We start from the raw sequence: 21,515 nt of genomic DNA, 5'->3' as shown, positions 1-21,515 counted from the left end.
CTAGACTTTCAGTGAAATCCACTTTCCGGCTTTAAACCGGAGCCTGATCATTATAAAACGGACAAACTGGTCGATAAAAAGGGCGCACCAGGCTCCGAAAAGTCCGGCTCCTACAACATTAATAAAAACGTAAGATAATGCAGGCCGTATAATAAGTATCCCAACCGATAGCGAAATCGCGGGGTATAATGAATCTCCCGCCCCGCGCAATGCTCCCGCGTAAATTTGAAAAGCGGATTGAAATGGCTGCAGTAAGGCAACCAGGATCATTATCTGCGCGCCAAGCAATATGATTTCCTCATCGGCTGTAAACAGCAGCATCAGATATTTTCTGAAAACAAACATGCCTATGCCCATCACTGTCGAGATCAGGGACCCGATATGCTGGCACACCCTTGCTGATTCTTTTGCCCTATCAGGCTCCTTCCGTCCCAAAGCCTGCCCGCTCAGTGTAGCCGCGGCTATACCGAATGCCTGTCCATTTACAAAGGACAGGTTGAGAATGACAAGGACAATCTGATGCGCGGCGAAAACTTTTGTTCCGAGAGAAGTAATGGTAATGGTATAAATAAGCAGACCCGCCCGCAATGCGAACTGTTCGCCTGCGGCGGGCAATCCGATTTTGATTATCCGCTTAAGCATGAGGAAATCCGGCAAACAGTTTTTCCGTGTAAAGCGCAGTTCAATAAAATCTGAAACATTTTTCTTCCTGTTTTTCTTCCGTCTTTTTCCCGAAATCGCATAAAAAGCCATACCGCAGGCTATGGTATTTCCCAGAACTGTTGCGAGCGCGGCCCCGTTTACTCCAAGTTCGGGGAATCCCCATTTTCCGTAAATCAGAAAATAATTAAAAATTATATTGATAATATTTGCCGCAATATTGTAGCGCATTGAAATTTTTGTATCTCCGACACCGCGCAGCAGGGCGGAAATGACCAGTGAAAGCGCTGTCGGCGTAAATCCAAGCATAAGGATTCTGAAATAGCCGGTTGCCTCCCGCACTGTTTCAGCGTCGGCGCCCATAAAAACCACCATGTGCCGTGAAAAAAGCACGCCCGGAATAGTAAGAATAATTGCGGAAACCAGTGTCAGAAGCAGCGCCTGCATACTGACGAGAGCCGCGTCATCTTTGTTTTCCTGGCCTTTAAATCGGGCTACTAGGGCTGTTGTTCCGACGTTAAGCGCGACAAAAACTGAAAGCATGATGAACCGGGGCTGGGTTGTCAGTCCGACCGCGGATATCGCATGATGGCCTATTTTTCCCACCATTATTGTATCGACAAACTGGGTAAGCGAGGTCAAAATCAGTTCTGCGACCGCGGGTAGAGCTATACGTAAGACTGTCTGTGTCAGCGCTTTGTTCTTCATCGGCTTCTGTAATTACTGTAACAATATGCAAGTATTGTAACAAGAGATATCCGGAAGCAATTGTATACCTCAACCATCCATGTTATTCTTTTTGTATTATGGATATTTTACGGAAGATATGTATCCTGATATGCAGTATTTCTGTGGGTTTTACGCTTTCTGCCCAGACCGCGGCGTCATTGGCCGGGGTTTGGGAAAATTCAGGCAGATTTATGGAATTCTCCGCTTCGGACCAGGCCAGGATTGTTCTGAAAACGTATTATGGTTTTGTATATGAAGAAACACTGCAATGGTTTCCCTGCGCAGTCACGAATGAAGCCTCTTCAGATTTGGCGGGGACAGACATAGAGTCTCAAATCATACTGTCCTCGGGATTCTCCGTCAGAAATTCCGGATCGGTTTTTCATCTGCAGCTGGGTTATCCGGGTGAAAAAAAAGCGGAACAGGTTTCAGCGGCGGTTATCGGAAATTCACTGTATCTCGATTTTTACCGCAGGGCAACGAACGGGCAGGCAGCCCTGAGCGAAACGCAGAATTTTCCTGATGGATTCTGGATTGCCGGCGGCAATTCCCGGACAATAAAAATATATAAAAACAAGCCTGTTGAAGAATTCTTCTGTTATTATTTTACCGGTTCCTCTTACTACCGCATACGGTTCTGGCGGACTGACGCGCGTTACCGGGACATCCCGGCCCAGTTTCCGGCCCCCTCAGGCGAAGCCCTCTCCATTCCGAAATTTATACGAATCAATGAAGATCTGTATACCTGTATTACTTCCACCGGAACAAAATTGCGGAATTATGAATACGGAACATACACGATTCAGGACGGATTTATTGTTTTTACCCCTGTCGTGGGGCTTGTCGGGCCGGACAGCACCCGCCAGCGGACAATTTCCTGTATCAGTTCTCCTGACGGCAGCCTGTTTGTTTTGGGACCGGCCTATGTAACCCGGTCCGGAATCAGTAATCTTGATGAGGAAATAGCCGCCCATAATGCCCTCCGCCGGCCTCCGCGCAAGCCCTTTTTTGAATACAGGGAACCGGGATTTTACTGGGAAGAGGTAGAATGGCTGCCGATTGAGCCGACAACCCCTCCAAAATGATACTTTTTATGTAATTTTCCTGAATATTCGGGGTTTTATTAGTATAATATATACAACCACAAACGAAATAATACTCGTATCTGTACTTTTTTTATTCGCGGCGAGGGTTTAATACCCGCCGCTCTGCTGTGGAGTATTAAACCCGAGACCAATTCCAAGGGAGAACGAAATACCACGTTGTTCCGCGACGGGGTATTTTATCAATATAAGTAAATTTAATTTAATGTATCACAAAAAAGGCGAGGAGATTCACTATGAAAAGGATTTTTGTGTTAATTTTGATATTTATACCGGTTTTCTGCTGGGCCGCGGTACCGGAAACCATAATCAGACATGAAGGGCCCACGGCGAACCAGACAGAATTACTCACATCCGGGGCGGAAAACATGAAGAATTTTTCTTCCGAGCTTTCTGCCGCTGATAATGCTTTTTTGAGTTCGGGACTGTAATCAAGCCGAAGCCCTTTCTGGAATATACCGCCAGCGAACGGATGAAGACTTTCAGCAGAACAGCCTGGATAACCTCTTTGGCGTTAACGCTGCTGAGCGGGGCGATAATAACGAACTACGGCACACGGAATGACGTTTTTCAGGACCCCTGATTTCCATTCCCATATCTTCAGCGATTGTTTTTGCCGGAGCTCTTATTACCGACTCATATTATTCCTTTAAATCATATCGTTTGAAAAAGGAATTGGAAAGCAATGGCTTCCGTTATATGCTGGTGCCGGGAATAAAACTCGATGCTTCCGAAGACGGAAACTGGATTCCTTCCCTGACACTGAGCATTAAATATTAAATTTCTTGATTTTTCCCTGGTATAACTCGTTTCTTGTTTGTCTGACCTGCTCATCATTGATATAATCTTCGAAGGACATCATACGGTCTATGATGCCGTTCGGGGTTATTTCAATGATGCGGTTGGCAATCGACGAGATAAATTCATGGTCATGGCTGTTAAACAGCACAACACCCGGAAAATCAATAAGGGCCTCATTGAGACTGGTTATTGCTTCGAGATCAAGATGGTTAGTCGGCTCATCGAAAATAAGCACATTGGCGCCTGAAAGCATAAGTTTGCTCAGCATACACCGTACTTTTTCCCCCCTGAAAGAACCTTTACCGGCTTAAGCGACTCATCTCCGGAAAAAAGCATTCTGCCGAGAAATCCCCTCACATAGCCGTCATCCTGGTCCGGCGAATACTGTTTGAGCCATTCGGTAATATTCAGATTATTATTGAAATAGGAAGCATTGTCCTTTCCCATATATGCGAATTTTGTTGTCTGCCCCCAGTATACATCGCCTGAATCGGGTTTGATTTCATCGGAAATTATGTCAAAAAACGCGCTTTTCGAATTATGTTCTATACCGACAAAGGCAATTTTATCGGTGCGGTTAACCGTTAAGTCAAAATTTTTCAGCAGCTGTATTCCGTCGGAACTGTAATTGAGTTTTTCAACGCGCAGCACATTATTCCCGATTTCCCTGTCCGGTTTGAAATTGACATACGGAAATTTACGGGAAGTAACTTCAACTTCTTCAAGGGCAAGCTTGTCATAAATCCTTTTGCGGCTTGTTGCCTGTCTGCTTTTTGCCGCATTCGATGCGAAGCGCAGAATAAATTCCCGCAGGTCTTTCATTTTTTCTTCGCGTTTTTTCTGCTGGTCGCGGGACTGACGCTGCATAATCTGGCTCATCTGGTACCAGAAATCATAATTCCCGCTGTACATCCGGATTTTTCCGAAGTCTATATCACAGACATGCGTGCAGACTGCATTAAGAAAATGACGGTCATGGGACACAACAATAACGGTATTCGGAAATTCAATAAGAAATTCTTCAAGCCATGAAATGGACTCAATATCCAGACCATTTGTCGGCTCATCCAAAAGCAGGATATCAGGATTGCCGAAAAGCGACTGCGCGAGAAGAACACGGACTTTCTGGCTTTCATCCAGTTCCGACATCCTGCTGTTATGATATTCTTCTTCGAGGCCGAGCCCTGAAAGCATCTGCTCTATCTGGTTTTCAGCCTCCCAGCCTCCCATTTCGGCAAATTCACCTTCCAGTTCAGAAGCTCGCAGGCCGTCTTCTTCCGTAAAATCTTCTTTTTCGTAAATAGCTTCACGTTCTTTTAATGTATTATATAATGCGGGATAACCCATCATCACAGTGTCTTTTACACTGAAGGCGTCAAAGGCAAAATGGTCCTGCTTGAGCATAACCAGTCTCTGTCCGGGGGGAATAATAATATCCCCTTTATCATGCTCCAGCTCTCCGGCAAGAATTTTCAGAAATGTTGATTTTCCGGCCCCGTTTGCGCCAATAATTCCATAACAGTTTCCGGGAGTGAATTTGAGATTAACATCCTTAAATAACGGCTTGTCACTAAAAGAAAGACTTAAATCGCTTACTGTAATCATGCACACAGGATAAACAAAATAACAGGCAGTGTCAAAGGCGGGGAGTAAGCAGGCAAATCAGACCGGAGCTTGCGGCTCCGGCTTGAAAACTCCGCGTCAATTCAGGAAAAGCAGGAAAGAGAACGAACACACATTCCTGCTCCTGGGTTCAGTCTTTATTTTTAAACAGGTTCCTGAAAAACCCTTTTATACCGCCGCTTTTTTTTGCCTCGGGCCGGTCCGGCGGATTCTGGACGGCGGTTTTGTTTCCGCCGTTATTTCCTTCATATTTTTTGAGGCGGGTTTTCCGTTATTGGACGGTTTGCCTTTATACTGTCTGTTCTTATTCTCCGGGACCTGTCCGTTTCTTTGTCTGTTGCCGGGACCTGTATTTTTTTCTGTCCACCGGTATGATTCTTTTTATTGGCGGGATTGGGTTCGCCTTCGGCAGCATATTTATTCTTGTAATATGTCATCCGCTCTTCGAAGGAGAGCTGCGAAAGGTCCTGTTCTCCGGAACGTTTTCTGTCCCCATATTCGCGCCGGCTGTTCTGACTCGCGGCCCCTTTTTTCGCATAGCGGCCGGCATCGTCTCCCGGTTTTTTTCTGTCCGGCCCTGCTGAAGGAAATCTTTTATCCGGAGCACGGTTCCCGCCGGACCGCCGGCCGGCTTCCTGTCTTTCATTCCTTCCCGGACCGTTCCTCTGCTGGCGCCGCCCCTGATCCCGTCCTCCCGGTCTGCGTCCGGAACCGCGGTCATCATCATAGTCGGTATCATATTTTTCAGTCCGGATATACATACCCTCGCTTTTATCAGCGGCAAACAGTTCATCAGCAATAGAGGCGGCCGGGATTTTATTCTCTATGTATTTTTCGATGGCAGGCAAATTATACACATCCTGCTCGGAACAGAAACTGTACGCCTTTCCCGTTTTTCCGGCGCGTGCGGTTCTTCCGATTCTGTGTACATAATTTTCGGCCTCATTGGGGAGGTCATAATTGACAACCATAGCGAGACTGTCCACATCGATCCCGCGGGCCGCGACGTCAGTCGCCACAAGATATTTCAGGGAACCTGACTTAAAGGAATCAATAACCTGCAGGCGTTTTGACTGGGGAAGATCGCCGATGATGAATTCGGTTTCAAAACCGTTTATTCTGAGCCGCTTCGCAATTACCTCAGTCATTCGTTTTGTATTGCAGAAAATGATCATGCTTTCCGGTTTTTCATCCCGTATAAGCCCGAGAAGGAGTTTCATTTTTTCATCACTTGAAACATGAAACAGGAGCTGTTCAATTTCATCGACTGTAATATTGTCGGTTTCGATAGTGATTTCTTTTGCGTCAACAGTATATTCCCAGGCAAGATTTTTTACCCATGAATTCAGGGTGGCACTGAAAAGCATTGTCTGCCTGTCATTAACCGGAGGAAGTACCCTGATAAGCTTCCGGAGGTCGGGATAAAAACCCATATCAAACATGCGGTCCGCTTCGTCAATAACGAGAAAGGCAGTCCGGTCAAGTTTCATTGTTCCCGATTCCTGCAGATCGATAACCCTTCCCGGTGTCCCGATCATCAGATCCACGCCCTTGCCCAGCTGGTTTTGCTGGCGGGTATAACCGACCCCTCCGTAAAAACTTGCGGTCCTGAACTGCAGGTGGGCGCCGATAATTCTGGCTTCTTCCTCTACCTGCACGGCAAGTTCACGGGTCGGCACTAAAACCAGCGCTGTCTTTCCTGAAAGCTCAGGATCGCTTAGCAACCGCTGGAAAATAGTTATCAGAAAGGCTGCCGTTTTTCCTGATCCGGTGTGGGACTGCACATATAAATCGCTCCCTTCAAGACCATTCAAAAGAACCTGTTCCTGGACCGGCATACAAAATTCGTATCCGGCATCCGCAATACCTTTTTGGAGATCGCTATTTAAGTTAAATTCTGTAAATTTCATTGCGGTAAGTATAGCATACTAAAAAAAAATAAAATAGACGGTAAGGAGGGGCGAGTTGTTATTCTGATGATAATATGGGAGATGAAGATTATAGCATATTTTGCGTCTGGGCTTTTGACGCTATACCAACCGTTCGGTATACTATAAAAAGTCATGGCAGCTGTTTTAGCGGATGAAAAAATATATCATACTCGGGAAATGAAAATCCGGAGACTCTTCCGGAATAAGGATTCAGGAAAATGACAAACGCGGGATATGAACGAATTACGGAAAGGAAGTGATATTGAATAGGTGCTGCAAGTGAAAAATACTTTCCGTGTCAGTCATAAAATTTTATTTTAAAACCATATGAACACTTGTTAACATCAGGTTAACAAGTGTTCATATGCAGTGCCGGAAAAATTACCAGGATTCCTGTTTGATAAGAAAATCCGTATAACCTGCGGCCGTCAGTTTAGCTTTGACGTTTTCCAGATCCTTTTCGGGTATGCCGGGGAGTACAACTCTGGTAACAGATGTTGTTCTTTCAAAGGCGGGTGAAAAACCTTCCTGTCTCATTTTGTGAACAAGCCGGGTCGCGTTTTCTTCGCGGGTAAATGCTGCGATCTGAATACGCCATGTAGGGCCTGTGTGTGCGGCCTGCTGAACCGCAGCCGCCGGAACCGGTTTTGGCGCTGCAGCGGGCTGGGCCGCAGGAGCAGGCGCCGGTTTTGGCGGCGGAGCGGGTGGGGCTGCAGGAGCGGGTGCGGGTTTCGGTGCCGGCTGGGCAGCCGCTACTGTGCCTGCTTCGGGTTTTTTTGCTGTTTCCTGAATGGCAACTGCCGGCGTCGGAGGTTCCGGCAGTCCGGGTAATGTTCCCGCCTCTGCGGTTTGAGCCGCCGGTACCGGGGCAGTGGTTAATGATGCGTTCATTCTTTCTGCGGCGTCTTCAAGCGTAATTTTTATAATGGAGACCCGCGCTGTCCCTGTTGTCAGCATGTCAAGTTTTTCTGCGGCTGCTTTGGAAACATCAAGCTCCCTTCCCGGGGCAAAGGGCCCGCGATCATTTACCCTGACAATGACTGATTGTCCGTTATCAAGGTTAGTTACTTCAAGTAAAGTCCCGAATGGCAGCGTTTTATGCGCCGCGGTAAAATCATTCATATTGAATATTTCGCCGCTTGAAGTAGGCCTGCCGTTGAATTCATCCGCGTAAAATGATGCAATGGCTTCTTCGTTTAATACTTCCGGCTGGGCCGTCAGCGGAACAAGCACAAATGAAAACAATAAAAGTATGATACCAAACCTGACAGAATAGTTCTTTGCCATATATTCTCCTGATTAAAAGGTCAAACTGAAGCCTGTATGTCATGAATGACACACACCGCAGGCCGGAAAGCAACGTTTTTCAACCTGCAAATAATAAAAGTGCATAATGCGCTTTTATCATTCCTCCTCCCTCAAAAAACGAATCTATATTTCTACTATCGGAATAAATTATTGCCGCTTTAAGGAATAAGAAACCCGGATACAAAAAATCCCCTGCATGGACTAAAGATTTACCGGTTTTTCAGTTTGTTATACATCTGGTGTACACATGGCAGTAATATATACACAATATATAAGTAAATTTTTTGTTTTTCATTTTACGGAATAATTCCGTCATGATATACTGCAAATTATAAGGAAGAAGCATATATGATACAAAAAATTCCCTATAAAGACGGGCATTCCCTTGCCTATGCCGAGTATGGAAATAAAAACGGATTTCCCATTCTCCTCCAGCATGGTCTTGTAGCGAGTATCAGAGACTACGCCTTATTGGACAGACTTATTAAAACAGGCGCGCGGGTTATCTGTATAGCGCGTCCCGGTTATGGCGAATCCTCTCCAAGCATAATGAATAAGTTTGCTGATTGGTCCGAAGTGATAGGGGCCTTAATCCAGGAGTTACAGTTATCCTATTTTGATATTCTTGCGTCTTCCTCAGGCGCGCCCTATGGCTATTCCATCGGAGCCGGTTTTCCCGATAATGTCAGAAATATATATGTATTCAGCGGTACGCCTGCCCTGTATGATGATGTCGTTCTGACTTACTGGCCCTATCCTGTGAATAAGGACCTGAATCAGGAAGAGGCAGAAAACACTGTCGCCGAAGTGTATTTCCCCGGAATCCAGCCTGAAACCGCTGAAAATGACGATATCAGGGATTCAATGATGAACCGCTGTTTCGGTGTGGCGCAGGATCAGAGAATTAAATATCTTGACTGGGGCTTTGTCCTGCCCGAGGTGAAATCAAGGGTTTTTATGCAGCACAGCAGAACAGATGATGTTATTCCCTACAGGTGCGCAGTGAGAACTTCCCAGCTTTTGCCGAACTGTTCCTTTGAACTCCTGGGTGACGGTCCCCATTTTTCGCCCGAAGCCTTTGAGCAGTTTATTGAAAAAACAATAGCCGTGCATTTTTAGCGGAACGCTTTTTAAGTGCATGCGGCAATGCTTGACAATTCAGCTTTTTCGTCATAGCTTTGATATATCAGGCCGGTTTTTTCTTTCGGGAAAGAACCGGATCCTGAGAACGGTATAATTCCGGGGGTGCACCGGTTTCGACTGTGGTGGTCGGAGCTTGGGCTGCAGGTGAGGCCGTCTGTCCTCCAAACAGGCAAAACTTATAACTGCCGAAAATAACGACAGTTACGCTCTCGCTGCTTAATCAGCGGAACGCGGAACCCGTTTGATGCTGCTCCGAAGCAAACGGATGTTCCGACGCCAACCGGAGCTTGCTTTTTGCCGGGTCTGAACGGTAAAAGGGACTTTACTCAGAATACGGAACCGATGCTTGCGAAGCTGCTACCGGGTCCCGACAATTACCTCGCTTCGATAAACCTGTAGACGCCCCTGCGCCGCACTTCAGGACGGGGGTTCGATTCCCCCATCTCCAGAAAACCCCGGTTTTAACAACCGGGGTTTTGTTTTGGTATATAATGCAGCTATAGTCCGGCTCCGTAAGGAAACTTTCCGCAGAAAATTATGCGATTTCCTTTTTAATCACTTTCAGTGTTTTGAGTCCCCAGTCATAATGGCTCGAAGTGCTTGAAATAAAATACGAACCCAGAGATGTAGTTCCCGTCCAGGGATAATATTGTTTCGTGAATAATTCCTCATTGGAATGCTTTTCAATAAGTTTCATGATTTTTTTGTGGCTCTGTTTTAAAAGAGAAACGGCCTTTTTCCAGTCAGTACCCAGATATTTTTCGTGGATTTTTCTGTTCAGGGCGGGCAGGGTTTGCCAGGTATATCCTTCGCCGGGAATAATCGGCTTTTTACCGGACATTCCCGTGGCGTACCAGTTTTCCATCATTAAATGCCACTCATGAAGATGACAAAGCACGTCGGCGATTGTTTTATCCCGTTCATTCAATTCAAACCGGTTGTTCCTCAGTTCTTCAGGTATGGAATCGATAAAGCTGAATAGTTTTTCAAGGTTGGTTTCACTCAGCGTAAGCAGTGATTCTTTTGTTGTAGGTCTCGGCATGATGATCCTCCTGTATGTCATGGTACTTACAGAATACAGTATATACCCTGACCACTGTCTGTCCTGTTATTTTTTTAAACTTCGTTTCCCGTGATTGATAATCCAGAGAGTTTCCTTTGAGGGATTGTCTGAAAGCCATTCTTCAACAATTTCTTCCGCTTTTTCCGGGTATTCTTTGTATAAATCGTTGAGATTGTTGCCCACGCTTTTCCGGACAAACCCTGAGGGATCACTTTTCAGATTTGAAAGAATGGTTTTATATGATTCAAATTCTTCTACCGACGTGTACAGTTTTTTTGCCCAGGGCAGCCGGATGCGCATGCATTCGCTGGAGAGCCGCCTCACATGAACATTGGGGTCTTTGCTCCATTTCAGAATAATTTTTATTGTTTCTTTTGGTTTTTCCGCGATAAGAGGGCGGATGGCAAATTCACCTGTAAAGCGTTTTGTCAGTTCTTTAATGAAATCCAGTGATTTTTTCACATCGTCAGTGCCATGACGCTCTACATATCTTCCTACAGGCCAGAGCCACCAGCCTTCAGTGAACATGCCAGTCTCCTGCCCAAGCTCGGGTCCCAGCAGCTGTTCAAAAACAGTAACTGTTTCTGCATAATTGCGGGGAAGGGTCAGTTCAAAAGCGTCGGCAAACACATCCTGCCTCGCGAGAAATTCCCGGTCACCCAAATGCTCTGTTATATATGAAACAAATTTTTTTCCGTCAAAATCCGCATATACGCCCTTTATTCTGGCTGCGAGATCCTTTGCGAAAGCTTCATTATAATGATCCTTAAGCTTTTCCGCCATTTCTGTTCAAACCGAATTCTACTCCCACCCGAATGTCGCGGGGGTTTGTTGGTTATATCATAATAAACCGCGTCGACAAAGGGCAGTAATGAAATCCGTTCGGTTATTTTTTCCAGAATATCAGTATCAATATGGGCAAAGCGGGCTGTCATGACATCTTCGGATACTACGGGGCGGAGCACAATGGAACAGTGTCCTGGATTAGCCGCGTACGGCAGATTAATTGTCAGGTGCTGGAAAATTTTCCGGTACCAGTCGCTTTTTTTCAATTCTTCAAGAACAATAGCGTCAGCCTCTCTGGTTTGATCAAGCCGGTTTTTATCGCAATAGCCTTCACGCAGAGACATGACACTGTCCTGCCGTTTCCAGAGTTCAAGAACTGTTCTATTTACATCCATTATTTTATTTGTAATATCGGACGAGGCTTTTTCAAGCTGTACCCATGAAGGAAAGGCATTAAAAATGCGGCTAAAGGATAGCGCCGCGGGATAGCGGTACGTACGGAAATCCCCCTGGACGCCTACCGATTTAACAGGGAGTACTCCGGCCCCCGAAAGTCCGGGCCTGCATTCACCGGCTGTTCCCGGTGTACTTTCACATTCGGTAAAATAATGGGAAAGCGGAAACGCGCTGATCTGTCTGCCGGCTTCCACAAGCTCAGCTTCATCACTGTCTTTTCCGGTCGAGCACAGTACATTTATTGAAAGCCCCGGGCCCGGGAAGGGGTGGCGGTACACCAGTTCATCCGGAAGACCGATTTTTTTTCCGATTATACGCACCTCGTCCTTATATAAATCTTTGAGAGGTTCAATTATCAGCCCCTTTTCAATGAGGGCCTGAATCCCCTCAACCCTGTTGTGATGTGTTTTAATTATATTCGAGTTTTTTGTTCCGCCGGATTCAATTATATCCGGATACAGGGTCCCCTGCCCAAGGAGCCATTCATCTTCCCGGAGTCCGATTTTTTTTACTACCTCGTCCCTGACTGTAATAAAAGTTTCACCGATAGCCTTTCTTTTCTTCTGGGGGTCGGTCTCATGGTATACCGCTTTCAGAAAACGGTCGCTTGCGTCTTCAACAATAAAATTGGTAAAGCCCGCGTTTTTATATCTCTCCGCAATAACAGCGCTTTCATTTTTCCGCATAAACCCATTGTCAATATGGAGACCGAGAACCCTGTCCTGTCCGAGGGTTTTATTCAGAAGAGCGAAGGCTACGGTAGAATCAACTCCGCCGGAAAGAAAGAGAAGCACTTTCCGCGAACCGGCGTCTTCCAGAATCTGGCTTTGTATTGTATTAAGAATTTCATCCTGGTCCCAGTTTTTGCTCATGCCGCAGATTCCGGCAAAATTCCTGAATATTGTGTCTCCGTCCGGAGTGTCTTTTACTTCCGCATGAAACTGGAGGCTGAAGCGCTTTTTTTCACTGTTCTGGAGCGCCGCGAACCTGCAGTCCTTTGTTGAACCTGTAACTTCAAATCCGCCGGCAGGGCTTGTGACCGCGTCCTGATGGCTCATCCAAACCTGCATCGGAAACTGAATGCCCCGTAACAGCGGATTTTCCGGATATTCCCGGCCGTCAGTGTCTTTTACGTCAAGATATGCTATGCCGAATTCCCCGTCCGTTTTTTCGACGGTCCCGCCGTATTCCTGCGTCATCAGCTGATGGCCGTAACACAGGCCCAGAATCGGGATATCCAAATTCAGAATATCGGAGTTAAATTCAGGTATATTCTTTTCATATACGGAAGAGGGGCCTCCTGAAAATACGATTCCCCTGGCATTATCAAAAAAATCCAGTGAAACGGAGGGAAGCGCAATTTCGGAATAATATCCGAGCAGCCTAAAACGTTTGGCAATGAGATGCGCATACTGGCTGCCGAAATCAAGTACGGCTATTTTTTCATTCGTCATGGTTCAATATAGCAGGTTGCGCCCGCCTATTCAAGGATTGGCCGGACAATCGGCAGACAATACGAAAAAAATCTTGCCCCTGCTATTTCAAACAGGATATAATAGATAAATGTTTCGTACGGTATTTGCAAAAATTATGTACTCAGCCATTCTTGTGTTTGCGATTTTCGGAACCGATCTTCCTCCCGATAATCCCGGGGTACATCGCAGTGTGCCGGAAAAGCCCTGGCTGATTCTTGGGACCCTTAAGGCGGCTTACCCCGATAAAATACAGTCCATCGGATTTGATCCCGGAAAAAAAGACTGGTTTTTGCAGATTGACGGGACAAGACTCTTTTGGGCGGGGGGCCGGCTTCTCCCTGCACGGGAATTGTACGCGGCCATAAAATGGCAGCCTCATGTCGATTATCTGTATCCCGGACAAACGCCGGATCCCGAGTCCCTTACGCAGGAACAGATAGAACGGCTGAAAACAGCGATTCTGAATGACAATCGCGGTGAACATAAGGTCAAATATCATCCTGCCTTTTTTGAACTTTTATACGGGGGATCAACCAGAATTGCCATTGAAAGGCATATCACCCGCGTAAATTATCTGGGAAAACGGGTGTCTGTGCACAGGGCCATTGTTGCTCCGCTTAAGCGGGTAGAAGAGGCGCTTGACAGAATGGCCAAAACAGACGACTCGGTCCGCAGATTTATTGATTCCATTGCAAGCATTGACGGATACCACTGGAGAGAAATTGCCGACCGCCCGGTTCTCAGCAATCACAGCTGGGGGATCGCAATAGATATTCTTCCGAAAAACCACAATACCAAAAATATTTACTGGAACTGGAACAGTACATGGAATGAGGACTGGATGCTCCTTCCTCTTAACCGGCGGTGGATGCCGCCCGCGGCCGTTATTTCGGCTTTTGAAAAGAAGGTTTTATCTGGGGCGGGAAATGGGTTTACTGGGATAATATGCATTTTGAATACCGTCCCGAGCTCATTATTATGCAGCAATGGGGATTAGCGGGGACATATAAAAATGCCATATGAATTTTCTCAGTATATAGCGCCGGCTGTTTTCGGCTTGCTCGTTTTATGTATGTTCTTTATTTGCATACGGCTTGGAATGTTTATCGGCAGACTTAAAACGGAACGCAATTTCCGTTCAAGAATCATTTCCGAGCGCTCTGACGCCGTTAAACGCTCCCGCGCTGTTCTGGGCGGGCAATTCGGCGAACAGCTTGCGCCCTATATGCCGGAATTTCCCGGCGACCCGACTGAAATCCGATTTATCGGAAAGCCGGTCGATTTTATTTGTTTTTCCGGCTCTTCAAATGGTGAAATTGACGAGATTATATTTATAGAAGTAAAAACGGGAAAATCCCAGCTCACGCCGGTTGAAAAAAGTTTGAGGGAAGCCGTCAGGGACGGGCGGGTCTCATATTATGAATACCGGTTGCCTCAATGAAAAGTTTTTCGCAGTCTCCCTTTGTCATGGGGCGGCCAGTTAAGTAACCCTGGATGGTTTTACAGTTGAGCTGCTGGATAGCGGCCAGCTGTTCATCCGTCTCAACACCTTCTGCGATAGTATCCAGTCCGAGTTTTGTCATAAGGGATACAATAGCGTCAGTAATATCATATTCAATACTTGCTTCCTTCGCAATGTTAGCGATAAAGGATTTGTCGATTTTAAGTGTATTCAGCGGCAAAAGCTGAAGATAGCGCAGCGAGGAATATCCTGTTCCGAAATCATCGAGCGAAATGCACACTCCGAAACTGCTTATATCCTGAAGCAGCTTGACGGATTTTTCAAAGTTGTGGATAAGAAAACCTTCCGTTATTTCAATCTCAAGAGATTCAGGCGGAATCTGGGTTTCCGCGATAATGGCCTTGAGGTTTTGCAGAAAATCTTCATGCTGGAGCTGTATGGGAGAAATATTAACCGACATTATCCCCCTGAAACCGTATCTTGTCTGCCATTCGCTTAAAGTCCGGCAGGCTGTTCTCAGGATCCAGTATCCGAGCGGAATTATTATCTTGTTTTCCTCCGCAACCGGAATAAACGTATCCGGCTGAATTGCGCCCAGATCAAAATCAAACCAGCGGATGAGCGCTTCAAAGCCCCTCAGCCTGTTTGACGTGACTTCATACTGGGGCTGAAAGAAAAGCTGGAATATTTCATCATCAAGGGCCTTGAACATTTTCTGTTCCATATTAAGCCGCGCGATCAGATTTTCCTGCATGACAAGGTGGAACATGGCCAGCGTGTTTTTTCCTTTCCGCTTGGCTTCGGTCATTGCGAGATCGGCAAAACGCAGCAGTTCGGAAACTGTGGCGGCATCCTCCGGGTAGGTCGCAATACCGATGGAAACCGTGGCCTGCCTCTCCTCATGCAAAATATAATACGGTTTCCGCAGGGCTTCCTGGATCATGGTGATTGTATAATGCAATTCAGCGTCATGTTCATAACCGCTTAACAGAATGAGAAATTCGTCGCCGCCGAAACGGCTGAAATGTATGGAATCCGTTTTGAATTCAAGCAGGCGCTGCGCAATCTGGCACAGCAGCGCGTCGCCCGCGTCATGCCCCTTTGTGTCATTCAGAATTTTCAGATTATCTATATCGAGAATGGCAACCGCCAGTTTATTGTTTGTCCGGCGGGCGTATTCAAGCTCATCGGCGAGGATAGCCGAAAACCGGAGCCTGTTCGGCAGTTTTGTAAGCCGGTCATAATTGATAAACTGCTCGAGATTATCATTCAGATTCTGGATTTTTTCCAGTTTTACTTTCAGATTCGTTTTTGAAGCTTCAAGCTCGGCCGCAAGATTTGTCAGTTTGACATTCTGCTTTTTTATATGCAGTTTGTCATTTTTCTGTTCGGTGACATCCGAAAAATGTACACAAATATGGTCGGGTTCAAGATAAAAAACAGTAATATCAAGCCATTTATCCAGCCTCTCGCTGAACAGGAGCTGCTGCAGTCCCTGTTTTGTTTCATTAACATGAATCGCAAAATCAAGCCAGGGAATGGGTGAATTTTTAAATATGGTCTGGGAAAACATTTTTCCCATGATAGTTTCTCTGGGAACGCCGACTATGTGTTCCCAGGCGGGGTTCACATAGTCGATCAGAACATCTGTTTCCCCTGCCTGCTCCGGCAGGGGAGTGCCAACTATAATGATTTGCGGAAGTCCTTCAAGTATACCACGATAAAACTGTTCAATATTCATAACTTCGTAAATACATTATAGTCCCACTTGGGCTAATCTGTAAAACGAATTCTTTGCCAGAAATCATTATATAATTCGAGGTTTTCTCCTAAATCATCTTTCAGCTCGCAGTTTGCGATATCTTCCGGCTGGTAATACGGTATTTTTTTCTGGAAGTCAGCCGCTTCGGTATGGACTGTTGACGGAAAACCGAAGGTATCAAGGAATTCCGCGTAAATTTCCGGGCGGAGAATAAAATTGATGAAAGTATGGGCCAGCTCAGGGTTTTTTGCTCCCCTGGGAATACACATACTGTCAATGTACATCGGTCCGCCCTCTTCGGGGATGAAGAAAGCAATCTTGCTGTGCATTTCGGGAGGAACTTCCTCATATACTACTTCAGCATAACCCTGGACGACCCAGAAATCTCCGGTAGCAAAGGATTTACCGAAACTTTCGGCGTCAAATTTGACCAGGTTCGGTTTCCAGACATTGTTTATGATTTCATAGGCGCTCCGGAGTTCATCCATGTCGGTAGTATTTACCGAATAACCCAGATGGGCCAGTCCGTCGCCCATAACTTCGCGCATGTCGTCCAGCATTGACATTCTTCCGGCAAGGTCTTTTCTGCCAAAAATATTCCAGGTTTTCTCGAATTCCGGAACCCTGTCCAGATTCACCGCAACCCCGCGGCGCCCATAAAATAGGGAACCGACACTTCCATGGTATTGTCAAAAGTCATTTTTTCGAGAACTGTAGGCCTGATATACGCAACATTCGGGATCTTTTCCAGATCAAGCGTTTCAAGCATGTTCTGGCTTTTCATTATGGAAACATAGTCTCCCGACGGAATAACAATATCATATCCCGAACCGCCCGCTTTCAGTTTGGCGTACATGTCCTCATTGGACGCGTAATCATCATATACAACCTTTACGTCATATTCTTTTTCAAATTTCTGAATAACGGAATCGGGCGTGTAATATGTCCAGTTATAAAGATATAATGTTTTCCCGTCATTTTTTTTGCAACCGGAAAACCCAATTACTGAAAATACTCCTATTCCCAGTACCGCAGTTTTGAGAGCGATCGCCCCCAGTTTTGCAGCAAAAACGCTAGCTCTTTTTTTCATGGCGTTAATGCCTCCTTTTGAAAATATCCATAAAACATGCCTGTCGCGCATGATTTTATCAGGGGTAAGGAAAAGTGTTATACTCCTTTAAGATAAGTTTCTGATATAAAGAATTGGCTAATTTTTTATATCAGAAACACGTACAATCGGAAATAGTCAAATAATTTAGATTATTTGACTATGCATTACTTTGATGCAGCAATACTTTTAAGGAAATTCCGGAGAAGAAACGCTATAAGCATTGTTCCCAGAATCATAACAAGGGACAGGGCGTTTATAACGGGAGAAACCCCATATCTGACCATCGAGAAAACATACAGCGGCAGCGTGGTTGATCCCGGCCCGGAAACAAAAAAGGTAATGACAAAGTCTTCAAGAGACATTGTCACCGACATCATAAAGGCGGAAAGAATTCCCGGCATTATTGCCGGCAGTATAATTTTGAAAAGGGTTTGCCGTTCCGTCGCACCCAGGTCGTGGGCCGCCTCGATAATGGAAAAATCAAATTCATCAAGACGCGCCAGCACCAGCAGAAAAACAAAGGGCAGACAAAAGGTGGTATGCGCTATAAAAATAGTTCCCATCCCGAGGGGAATATTTATTGCCGAAAAGAAAATCAGCATTGAAATACCTATGATAACTTCGGGAAGCACCATGGGCAGAAAACTGGTTGTCTGGATATACAGGCGCCCTTTAAAACGGTACCAGTTTATGCCTATCGCTGCCAGCGTACCTATAACAGTGGCCAGAAAGGCCGAAGAAAAGGCAATAATAAAACTGTTCCTGAACGATGTCCACAGTTTTGAAGAATCAAAGAAGAGTTTCTCATACCAGTCCAGGGAAAAGCCGGTCCAGACCATTCCCTTTGCCTTATTAAACGAATAAAAGACGATTACTGTCAGCGGCAAAAACAGAAACAGGATACTCAATATCATTACCGTGTTAGAAAATGATATCCTGTTTTTATTCTGAAGCGCGCGTCTGGCATGCCGCGCGGGTTCCGAAGACGGCCTCTTTTTAGAAAACCGGGATAAAAGCTGATGATATAAACCGCCCTGATTAACGCTGCTCATACCGCAGTCTCCTGTTTGCCTGTCTGTTTCAAGCGGGCCGCGTCCTCGGCGCTGCTCCGCATCATCCACAGAACACCGATTGTACTTACTACAGTAATAACCATGGAAAAAGCCGATGCCAGCGGCCAGTTCCGTATCTTGGTGACCTGGTCGACAATTACATTCCCGATCATATAGGAATCTTTTCCTCCGACAAGGAGGGGCACTGTGTACGCCCCGAAAATCGGGATAAAGGTAAAAATAACAGCCGTTATGATGCCGGTGCGCACATTGGGCAGCAGGATCCTGATCATTGACTGGGCCTTTGAAGCGCCGAGGTCCCGGGCCGCCTCAAGCAGGGAAAAATCGAATTTGTCCATCGAAGTAAAAATAGGCAGAATAGCGTAGGGAAGATACATATATATCAGTACCAGTACGACTGCCCTCTGATTATACAGCAGGGGCAGGCTGTCCTTAATCAGGCCTATTTTTTTCAGGGTTTCATTGATAAAGCCTTCGTTGCCGAGGATAGCTATCCATGCGTTTATCCTGATAAGGGAATTGGTCCAGAACGGAATAATAATAAGAAAGAGAAGCAGCGTCTGGTGTTTGCTGCGAGCCATTGCGTATCCGCACGGAAGCGCGATGAGTATGCAAAAGAAAGTAGCAAGGAACGTTACCCACAGGGTCCGTACAAAAAGACGGCCGTAACTCGCGCTGAACATCTGCTGATAGGCCTTCAGGGTAAACTGGCTGAAAATGTCCCCTATAAGCTGCTTTATGTTCTGGAAAGACAGCGGTAGATAATCTTTCAGGGTTACAGTCCATTCCACACCGCCATGCACGCCCTTATGCAGAAAGCTGTAAACCACAATAATGGCGAGGGGAAACACAAAAAAGAGGGTAAACCACAGTCCCATTGGGTAACTGTATGCAGGGCCGTAATTCCGGCCCTGCAGGGGCCGTATGCGGCTCATTGATTGATTACCTCAACAATGTATCCGTCGTTCGCACTCCACGAAACATATACGGTGTCTTTCCATTCGATTTCGGGACCGTCCTCAAGGTAGTTCTGATGCTGTTTGAACACTTTCAGAATAGTTCCATTTTCAAGCTGCACATAAAATTTCGACTGGAACCCCGAATAAACCGGTTCGGCAACAATTCCCTTGAATACGTTGATCTCCTTGCCGGGTTTGGTCGGTTCTTCCAGAGTAATGCGTATTTTTTCGGGCCGCACCGTAAAACTGACCTGCTGGCCCGGCTGAGTTTCATCATAATCGGTAACCTTAATCTGTTTGCCCAGTTCGGGAACATCCAGAGTTACCATATATTCATCTTCTTTATATTTCTGGCAGTCCACTACCTTGGAGGCAAAGAGATTAGTTTCACCGATAAACTTTGCGACGAATTCCGTGGCAGGACTTTCATAAATTTCAAACGGCGTTCCGATCTGCAGAACCTTTCCCTGGTTCATAACGGCAATCCTGTCTGAAACCGAAAGGGCTTCACTCTGGTCATGCGTTACATAAATAAAAGTAATGCCGATCTTGTCATGAAGATTATCCAGTTCCACAAGCAGATTCGAGCGCAGCTTTGCGTCCAGGGCGGAAAGCGGCTCATCCAGAAGCAGTACACTGGGTTCATTTATCAGAGCGCGCGCAATGGCTACCCGCTGTTTTTGCCCGCCTGAAAGCTGGTTCGGTTTTTTATCAATATGGGCGTCGAGCTGCACAAGCCGCAGGTAATCCCTCACCTTTCTGTCAACTTCGGGTTTCGGGAGTTTCCTTATTTTCAGGGGGAAAGCGACATTCTCATATACTGATAAATGAGGAAAAAGCGCATAACTCTGAAATACCGTATTTGACTGGCGTTTGTTGGGATCAATACCTATAACATTTTTTCCATCAAAAGCTACAACTCCGGAATCCGGTGTTTCAAACCCTGCAATAATACGGAGCAGCGTTGTTTTACCGCATCCCGAAGGTCCCAAAAGCGAAAAAAACTCGCCCTTATTTATTTTGATGTTTGTATCATCAAGTGCGTGAAAATTCCCAAAGGATTTTGACACGTGTTCAATTGAAACATCGCACCCTTTCAATCTTTTTCCCTGCCCTCCTGGAAGGCTGAATTTTCCTTAAAAACGAATTTTTAAGTGTCTGAAACTGACTTTCTTCCATTTATTCGATTATGTCAAGGTTTATCAGGGTATATTTGAAAAAAAAATGTATCAATTGCCGCAATCCTGTTATTCGAGGCGAGGGTTTAATACCCCAGACCGTAGGTCTGCCTGCTCTGCGGTGGTTTTTATAATAACCTATAAAAACGTTAGTTTTTGTAGGTTCCAGGGTATTAAACCCGAGACCAATTCCACGGGAGAGAAAAATACTCCGCTCTGCGGCGGAGTATTTTATTTTTTACATAAAAGTTTTTCCCGGTTTTTAAAAACTTTATTTGCAAAAATCCGGAAATGGCTGTATAACATAGAAAGGGGTACGCGACCCATAAATTTTAGGAGGACATAAGTATGAAAAGGAGTATTGGCCTGATAATTTTGCAGGTTTCGGTGGCTCTCTACCTGTTTGTTAACGGTATTCTTGGGCTGTCAAAGGATTCAAATGAGTTTACCAGACTCATAAAGGAAATTTTCGGACGCGGAGATTTATCAAACATCCTGGCTATTGTATTCTCGGTATGTGCAATCATTGCGGGATTGTTCCTTCTTCTGGAGCTCTTCTCTCTGCCGATCCCTGTTACGGATCTGATTCTGTTCATCTTCATCATTCTGTGGGCAGTGTATATCATTCTGGTTGACATTATTGCGCCGATCAGGAGCAGCGGATCATTCTTTAATACCTTCAACATCTGGTCATATCTGAGTACGCTTTCATCCCACCTGATGGTTCTGGGTTCAATCATGGCGGTGAACAAGAGGTTCAGCTGATCAATACCTGAAATTTCAGGAGATTTTATGTCCCGCTGCCGTTTGAAGGCTGCGGGACTGTGGCCCTGAGAGGCCTCAAAAAATCATAAAAGGCGCTTTTCCCTTCTGCACACTGAAAAGTGTACGC

The 21,515-nt window shown here is 45.8% G+C and carries 16 protein-coding genes, 1 other RNA gene and 2 pseudogenes; 7 read left to right on the top strand and 12 right to left on the bottom strand.

The window, feature by feature from the left end; genetic code table 11:
* Positions 1 to 1,368, bottom strand: a complete 1,368-nt coding sequence (locus K7I13_RS05065; protein ID WP_255948501.1) for an MATE family efflux transporter — start codon at positions 1,366 to 1,368, stop codon at positions 1 to 3.
* A 143-nt stretch (positions 1,369 to 1,511) separates the two neighbouring features.
* Between K7I13_RS05065 and K7I13_RS05060 the strand changes: the two genes are divergently transcribed.
* Both K7I13_RS05060 and K7I13_RS05055 read left to right on the top strand, forming a co-directional pair.
* Positions 1,512 to 2,474 carry a hypothetical protein gene (locus K7I13_RS05060; RefSeq protein WP_255948499.1) on the top strand — a complete coding sequence of 321 codons (963 nt, stop codon included), beginning with the start codon at positions 1,512 to 1,514 and terminating at the stop codon, positions 2,472 to 2,474.
* A 254-nt stretch (positions 2,475 to 2,728) separates the two neighbouring features.
* Positions 2,729 to 2,923 (top strand): hypothetical protein, encoded by a 195-nt coding sequence (locus K7I13_RS05055; RefSeq protein ID WP_255948497.1) that lies wholly within the window; start codon positions 2,729 to 2,731, stop codon positions 2,921 to 2,923.
* Positions 2,924 to 3,261: 338 nt separating this feature from the next.
* Here K7I13_RS05055 and K7I13_RS05050 read toward each other — a convergent pair.
* The 3 genes and pseudogenes from K7I13_RS05050 to K7I13_RS05040 form a co-directional block, all read right to left on the bottom strand.
* A pseudogene (locus K7I13_RS05050) lies at positions 3,262 to 4,898 on the bottom strand (ABC-F family ATP-binding cassette domain-containing protein).
* Positions 4,899 to 5,161: 263 nt separating this feature from the next.
* Positions 5,162 to 6,826 (bottom strand): DEAD/DEAH box helicase, encoded by a 1,665-nt coding sequence (locus K7I13_RS05045; protein ID WP_255948495.1) that lies wholly within the window; start codon positions 6,824 to 6,826, stop codon positions 5,162 to 5,164.
* A gap of 402 nt (positions 6,827 to 7,228) precedes the next feature.
* Positions 7,229 to 8,134 (bottom strand): septal ring lytic transglycosylase RlpA family protein, encoded by a 906-nt coding sequence (locus K7I13_RS05040; RefSeq protein ID WP_255948493.1) that lies wholly within the window; start codon positions 8,132 to 8,134, stop codon positions 7,229 to 7,231.
* 369 nt (positions 8,135 to 8,503) lie between these two features.
* On the opposite strand from K7I13_RS05040, the gene K7I13_RS05035 reads away from it, so the two are divergent.
* Together K7I13_RS05035 and ssrA are read left to right on the top strand one after the other, a co-directional pair.
* Positions 8,504 to 9,274: an alpha/beta fold hydrolase gene (locus K7I13_RS05035; RefSeq protein ID WP_255948491.1), complete on the top strand. Its 771-nt coding sequence runs from the start codon at positions 8,504 to 8,506 to the stop codon at positions 9,272 to 9,274.
* A gap of 122 nt (positions 9,275 to 9,396) precedes the next feature.
* Positions 9,397 to 9,749, top strand: a transfer-messenger RNA (tmRNA) gene (gene ssrA, locus K7I13_RS05030).
* Positions 9,750 to 9,833: 84 nt separating this feature from the next.
* Here ssrA and K7I13_RS05025 read toward each other — a convergent pair.
* The 3 genes from K7I13_RS05025 to guaA all read right to left on the bottom strand — a co-directional run bounded on the left by K7I13_RS05025 (position 9,834) and on the right by guaA (position 13,057).
* Positions 9,834 to 10,340: a ClbS/DfsB family four-helix bundle protein gene (locus tag K7I13_RS05025; protein WP_255948489.1), complete on the bottom strand. Its 507-nt coding sequence runs from the start codon at positions 10,338 to 10,340 to the stop codon at positions 9,834 to 9,836.
* 66 nt (positions 10,341 to 10,406) lie between these two features.
* A complete protein-coding gene (locus K7I13_RS05020; protein WP_255948487.1) occupies positions 10,407 to 11,144 on the bottom strand; it encodes a DNA alkylation repair protein in 738 nt (245 codons plus the stop codon).
* Entirely contained in the window at positions 11,081 to 13,057 is a 1,977-nt protein-coding gene (gene guaA, locus K7I13_RS05015) for a glutamine-hydrolyzing GMP synthase (protein WP_255948484.1), read from the bottom strand. The genes K7I13_RS05020 and guaA overlap by 64 nt, the downstream gene beginning before the upstream one ends.
* 109 nt (positions 13,058 to 13,166) lie before the next feature.
* On the opposite strand from guaA, the gene K7I13_RS05010 reads away from it, so the two are divergent.
* Together K7I13_RS05010 and K7I13_RS05005 are read left to right on the top strand one after the other, a co-directional pair.
* Positions 13,167 to 14,075, top strand: a complete 909-nt coding sequence (locus K7I13_RS05010) for a M15 family metallopeptidase (RefSeq protein WP_255948482.1) — start codon at positions 13,167 to 13,169, stop codon at positions 14,073 to 14,075.
* 15 nt (positions 14,076 to 14,090) lie between these two features.
* On the top strand, positions 14,091 to 14,519 hold the full coding sequence (locus K7I13_RS05005) for a Holliday junction resolvase-like protein (protein WP_255948480.1): 429 nt from the start codon (positions 14,091 to 14,093) through the stop codon (positions 14,517 to 14,519).
* On the opposite strand, the gene K7I13_RS05000 is transcribed toward K7I13_RS05005, so the two are convergent.
* From K7I13_RS05000 to K7I13_RS04980, 5 genes and pseudogenes are all read right to left on the bottom strand, one after another.
* A complete protein-coding gene (locus K7I13_RS05000; protein WP_255948478.1) occupies positions 14,473 to 16,281 on the bottom strand; it encodes a sensor domain-containing protein in 1,809 nt (602 codons plus the stop codon). The two genes, K7I13_RS05005 and K7I13_RS05000, sit on opposite strands and share 47 nt — an antisense overlap.
* Positions 16,282 to 16,313: 32 nt before the next feature.
* Positions 16,314 to 17,392: pseudogene (locus K7I13_RS04995) on the bottom strand (extracellular solute-binding protein).
* Positions 17,393 to 17,577: 185 nt separating this feature from the next.
* On the bottom strand, positions 17,578 to 18,465 hold the full coding sequence (locus K7I13_RS04990) for an ABC transporter permease (protein WP_255948476.1): 888 nt from the start codon (positions 18,463 to 18,465) through the stop codon (positions 17,578 to 17,580).
* Positions 18,462 to 19,421: an ABC transporter permease gene (locus K7I13_RS04985; protein WP_255948474.1), complete on the bottom strand. Its 960-nt coding sequence runs from the start codon at positions 19,419 to 19,421 to the stop codon at positions 18,462 to 18,464. The genes K7I13_RS04990 and K7I13_RS04985 overlap by 4 nt, the downstream gene beginning before the upstream one ends.
* On the bottom strand, positions 19,418 to 20,545 hold the full coding sequence (locus K7I13_RS04980; RefSeq protein ID WP_255948473.1) for an ABC transporter ATP-binding protein: 1,128 nt from the start codon (positions 20,543 to 20,545) through the stop codon (positions 19,418 to 19,420). Before K7I13_RS04980 ends, K7I13_RS04985 begins: the two co-directional genes overlap by 4 nt.
* A gap of 426 nt (positions 20,546 to 20,971) precedes the next feature.
* Here K7I13_RS04980 and K7I13_RS04975 point away from each other — a divergent pair, with 426 nt between their 5' ends.
* A complete protein-coding gene (locus tag K7I13_RS04975; protein ID WP_255948472.1) occupies positions 20,972 to 21,388 on the top strand; it encodes a hypothetical protein in 417 nt (138 codons plus the stop codon).
* The last annotated feature ends 127 nt before the right edge of the window (positions 21,389 to 21,515 follow it).

This window comes from Brucepastera parasyntrophica (assembly GCF_022376835.1).
In the GTDB taxonomy this organism is placed as follows: domain Bacteria; phylum Spirochaetota; class Spirochaetia; order Treponematales; family Treponemataceae; genus Brucepastera; species Brucepastera parasyntrophica.
This window is presented reverse-complemented; position numbering and strand designations above follow the sequence as displayed.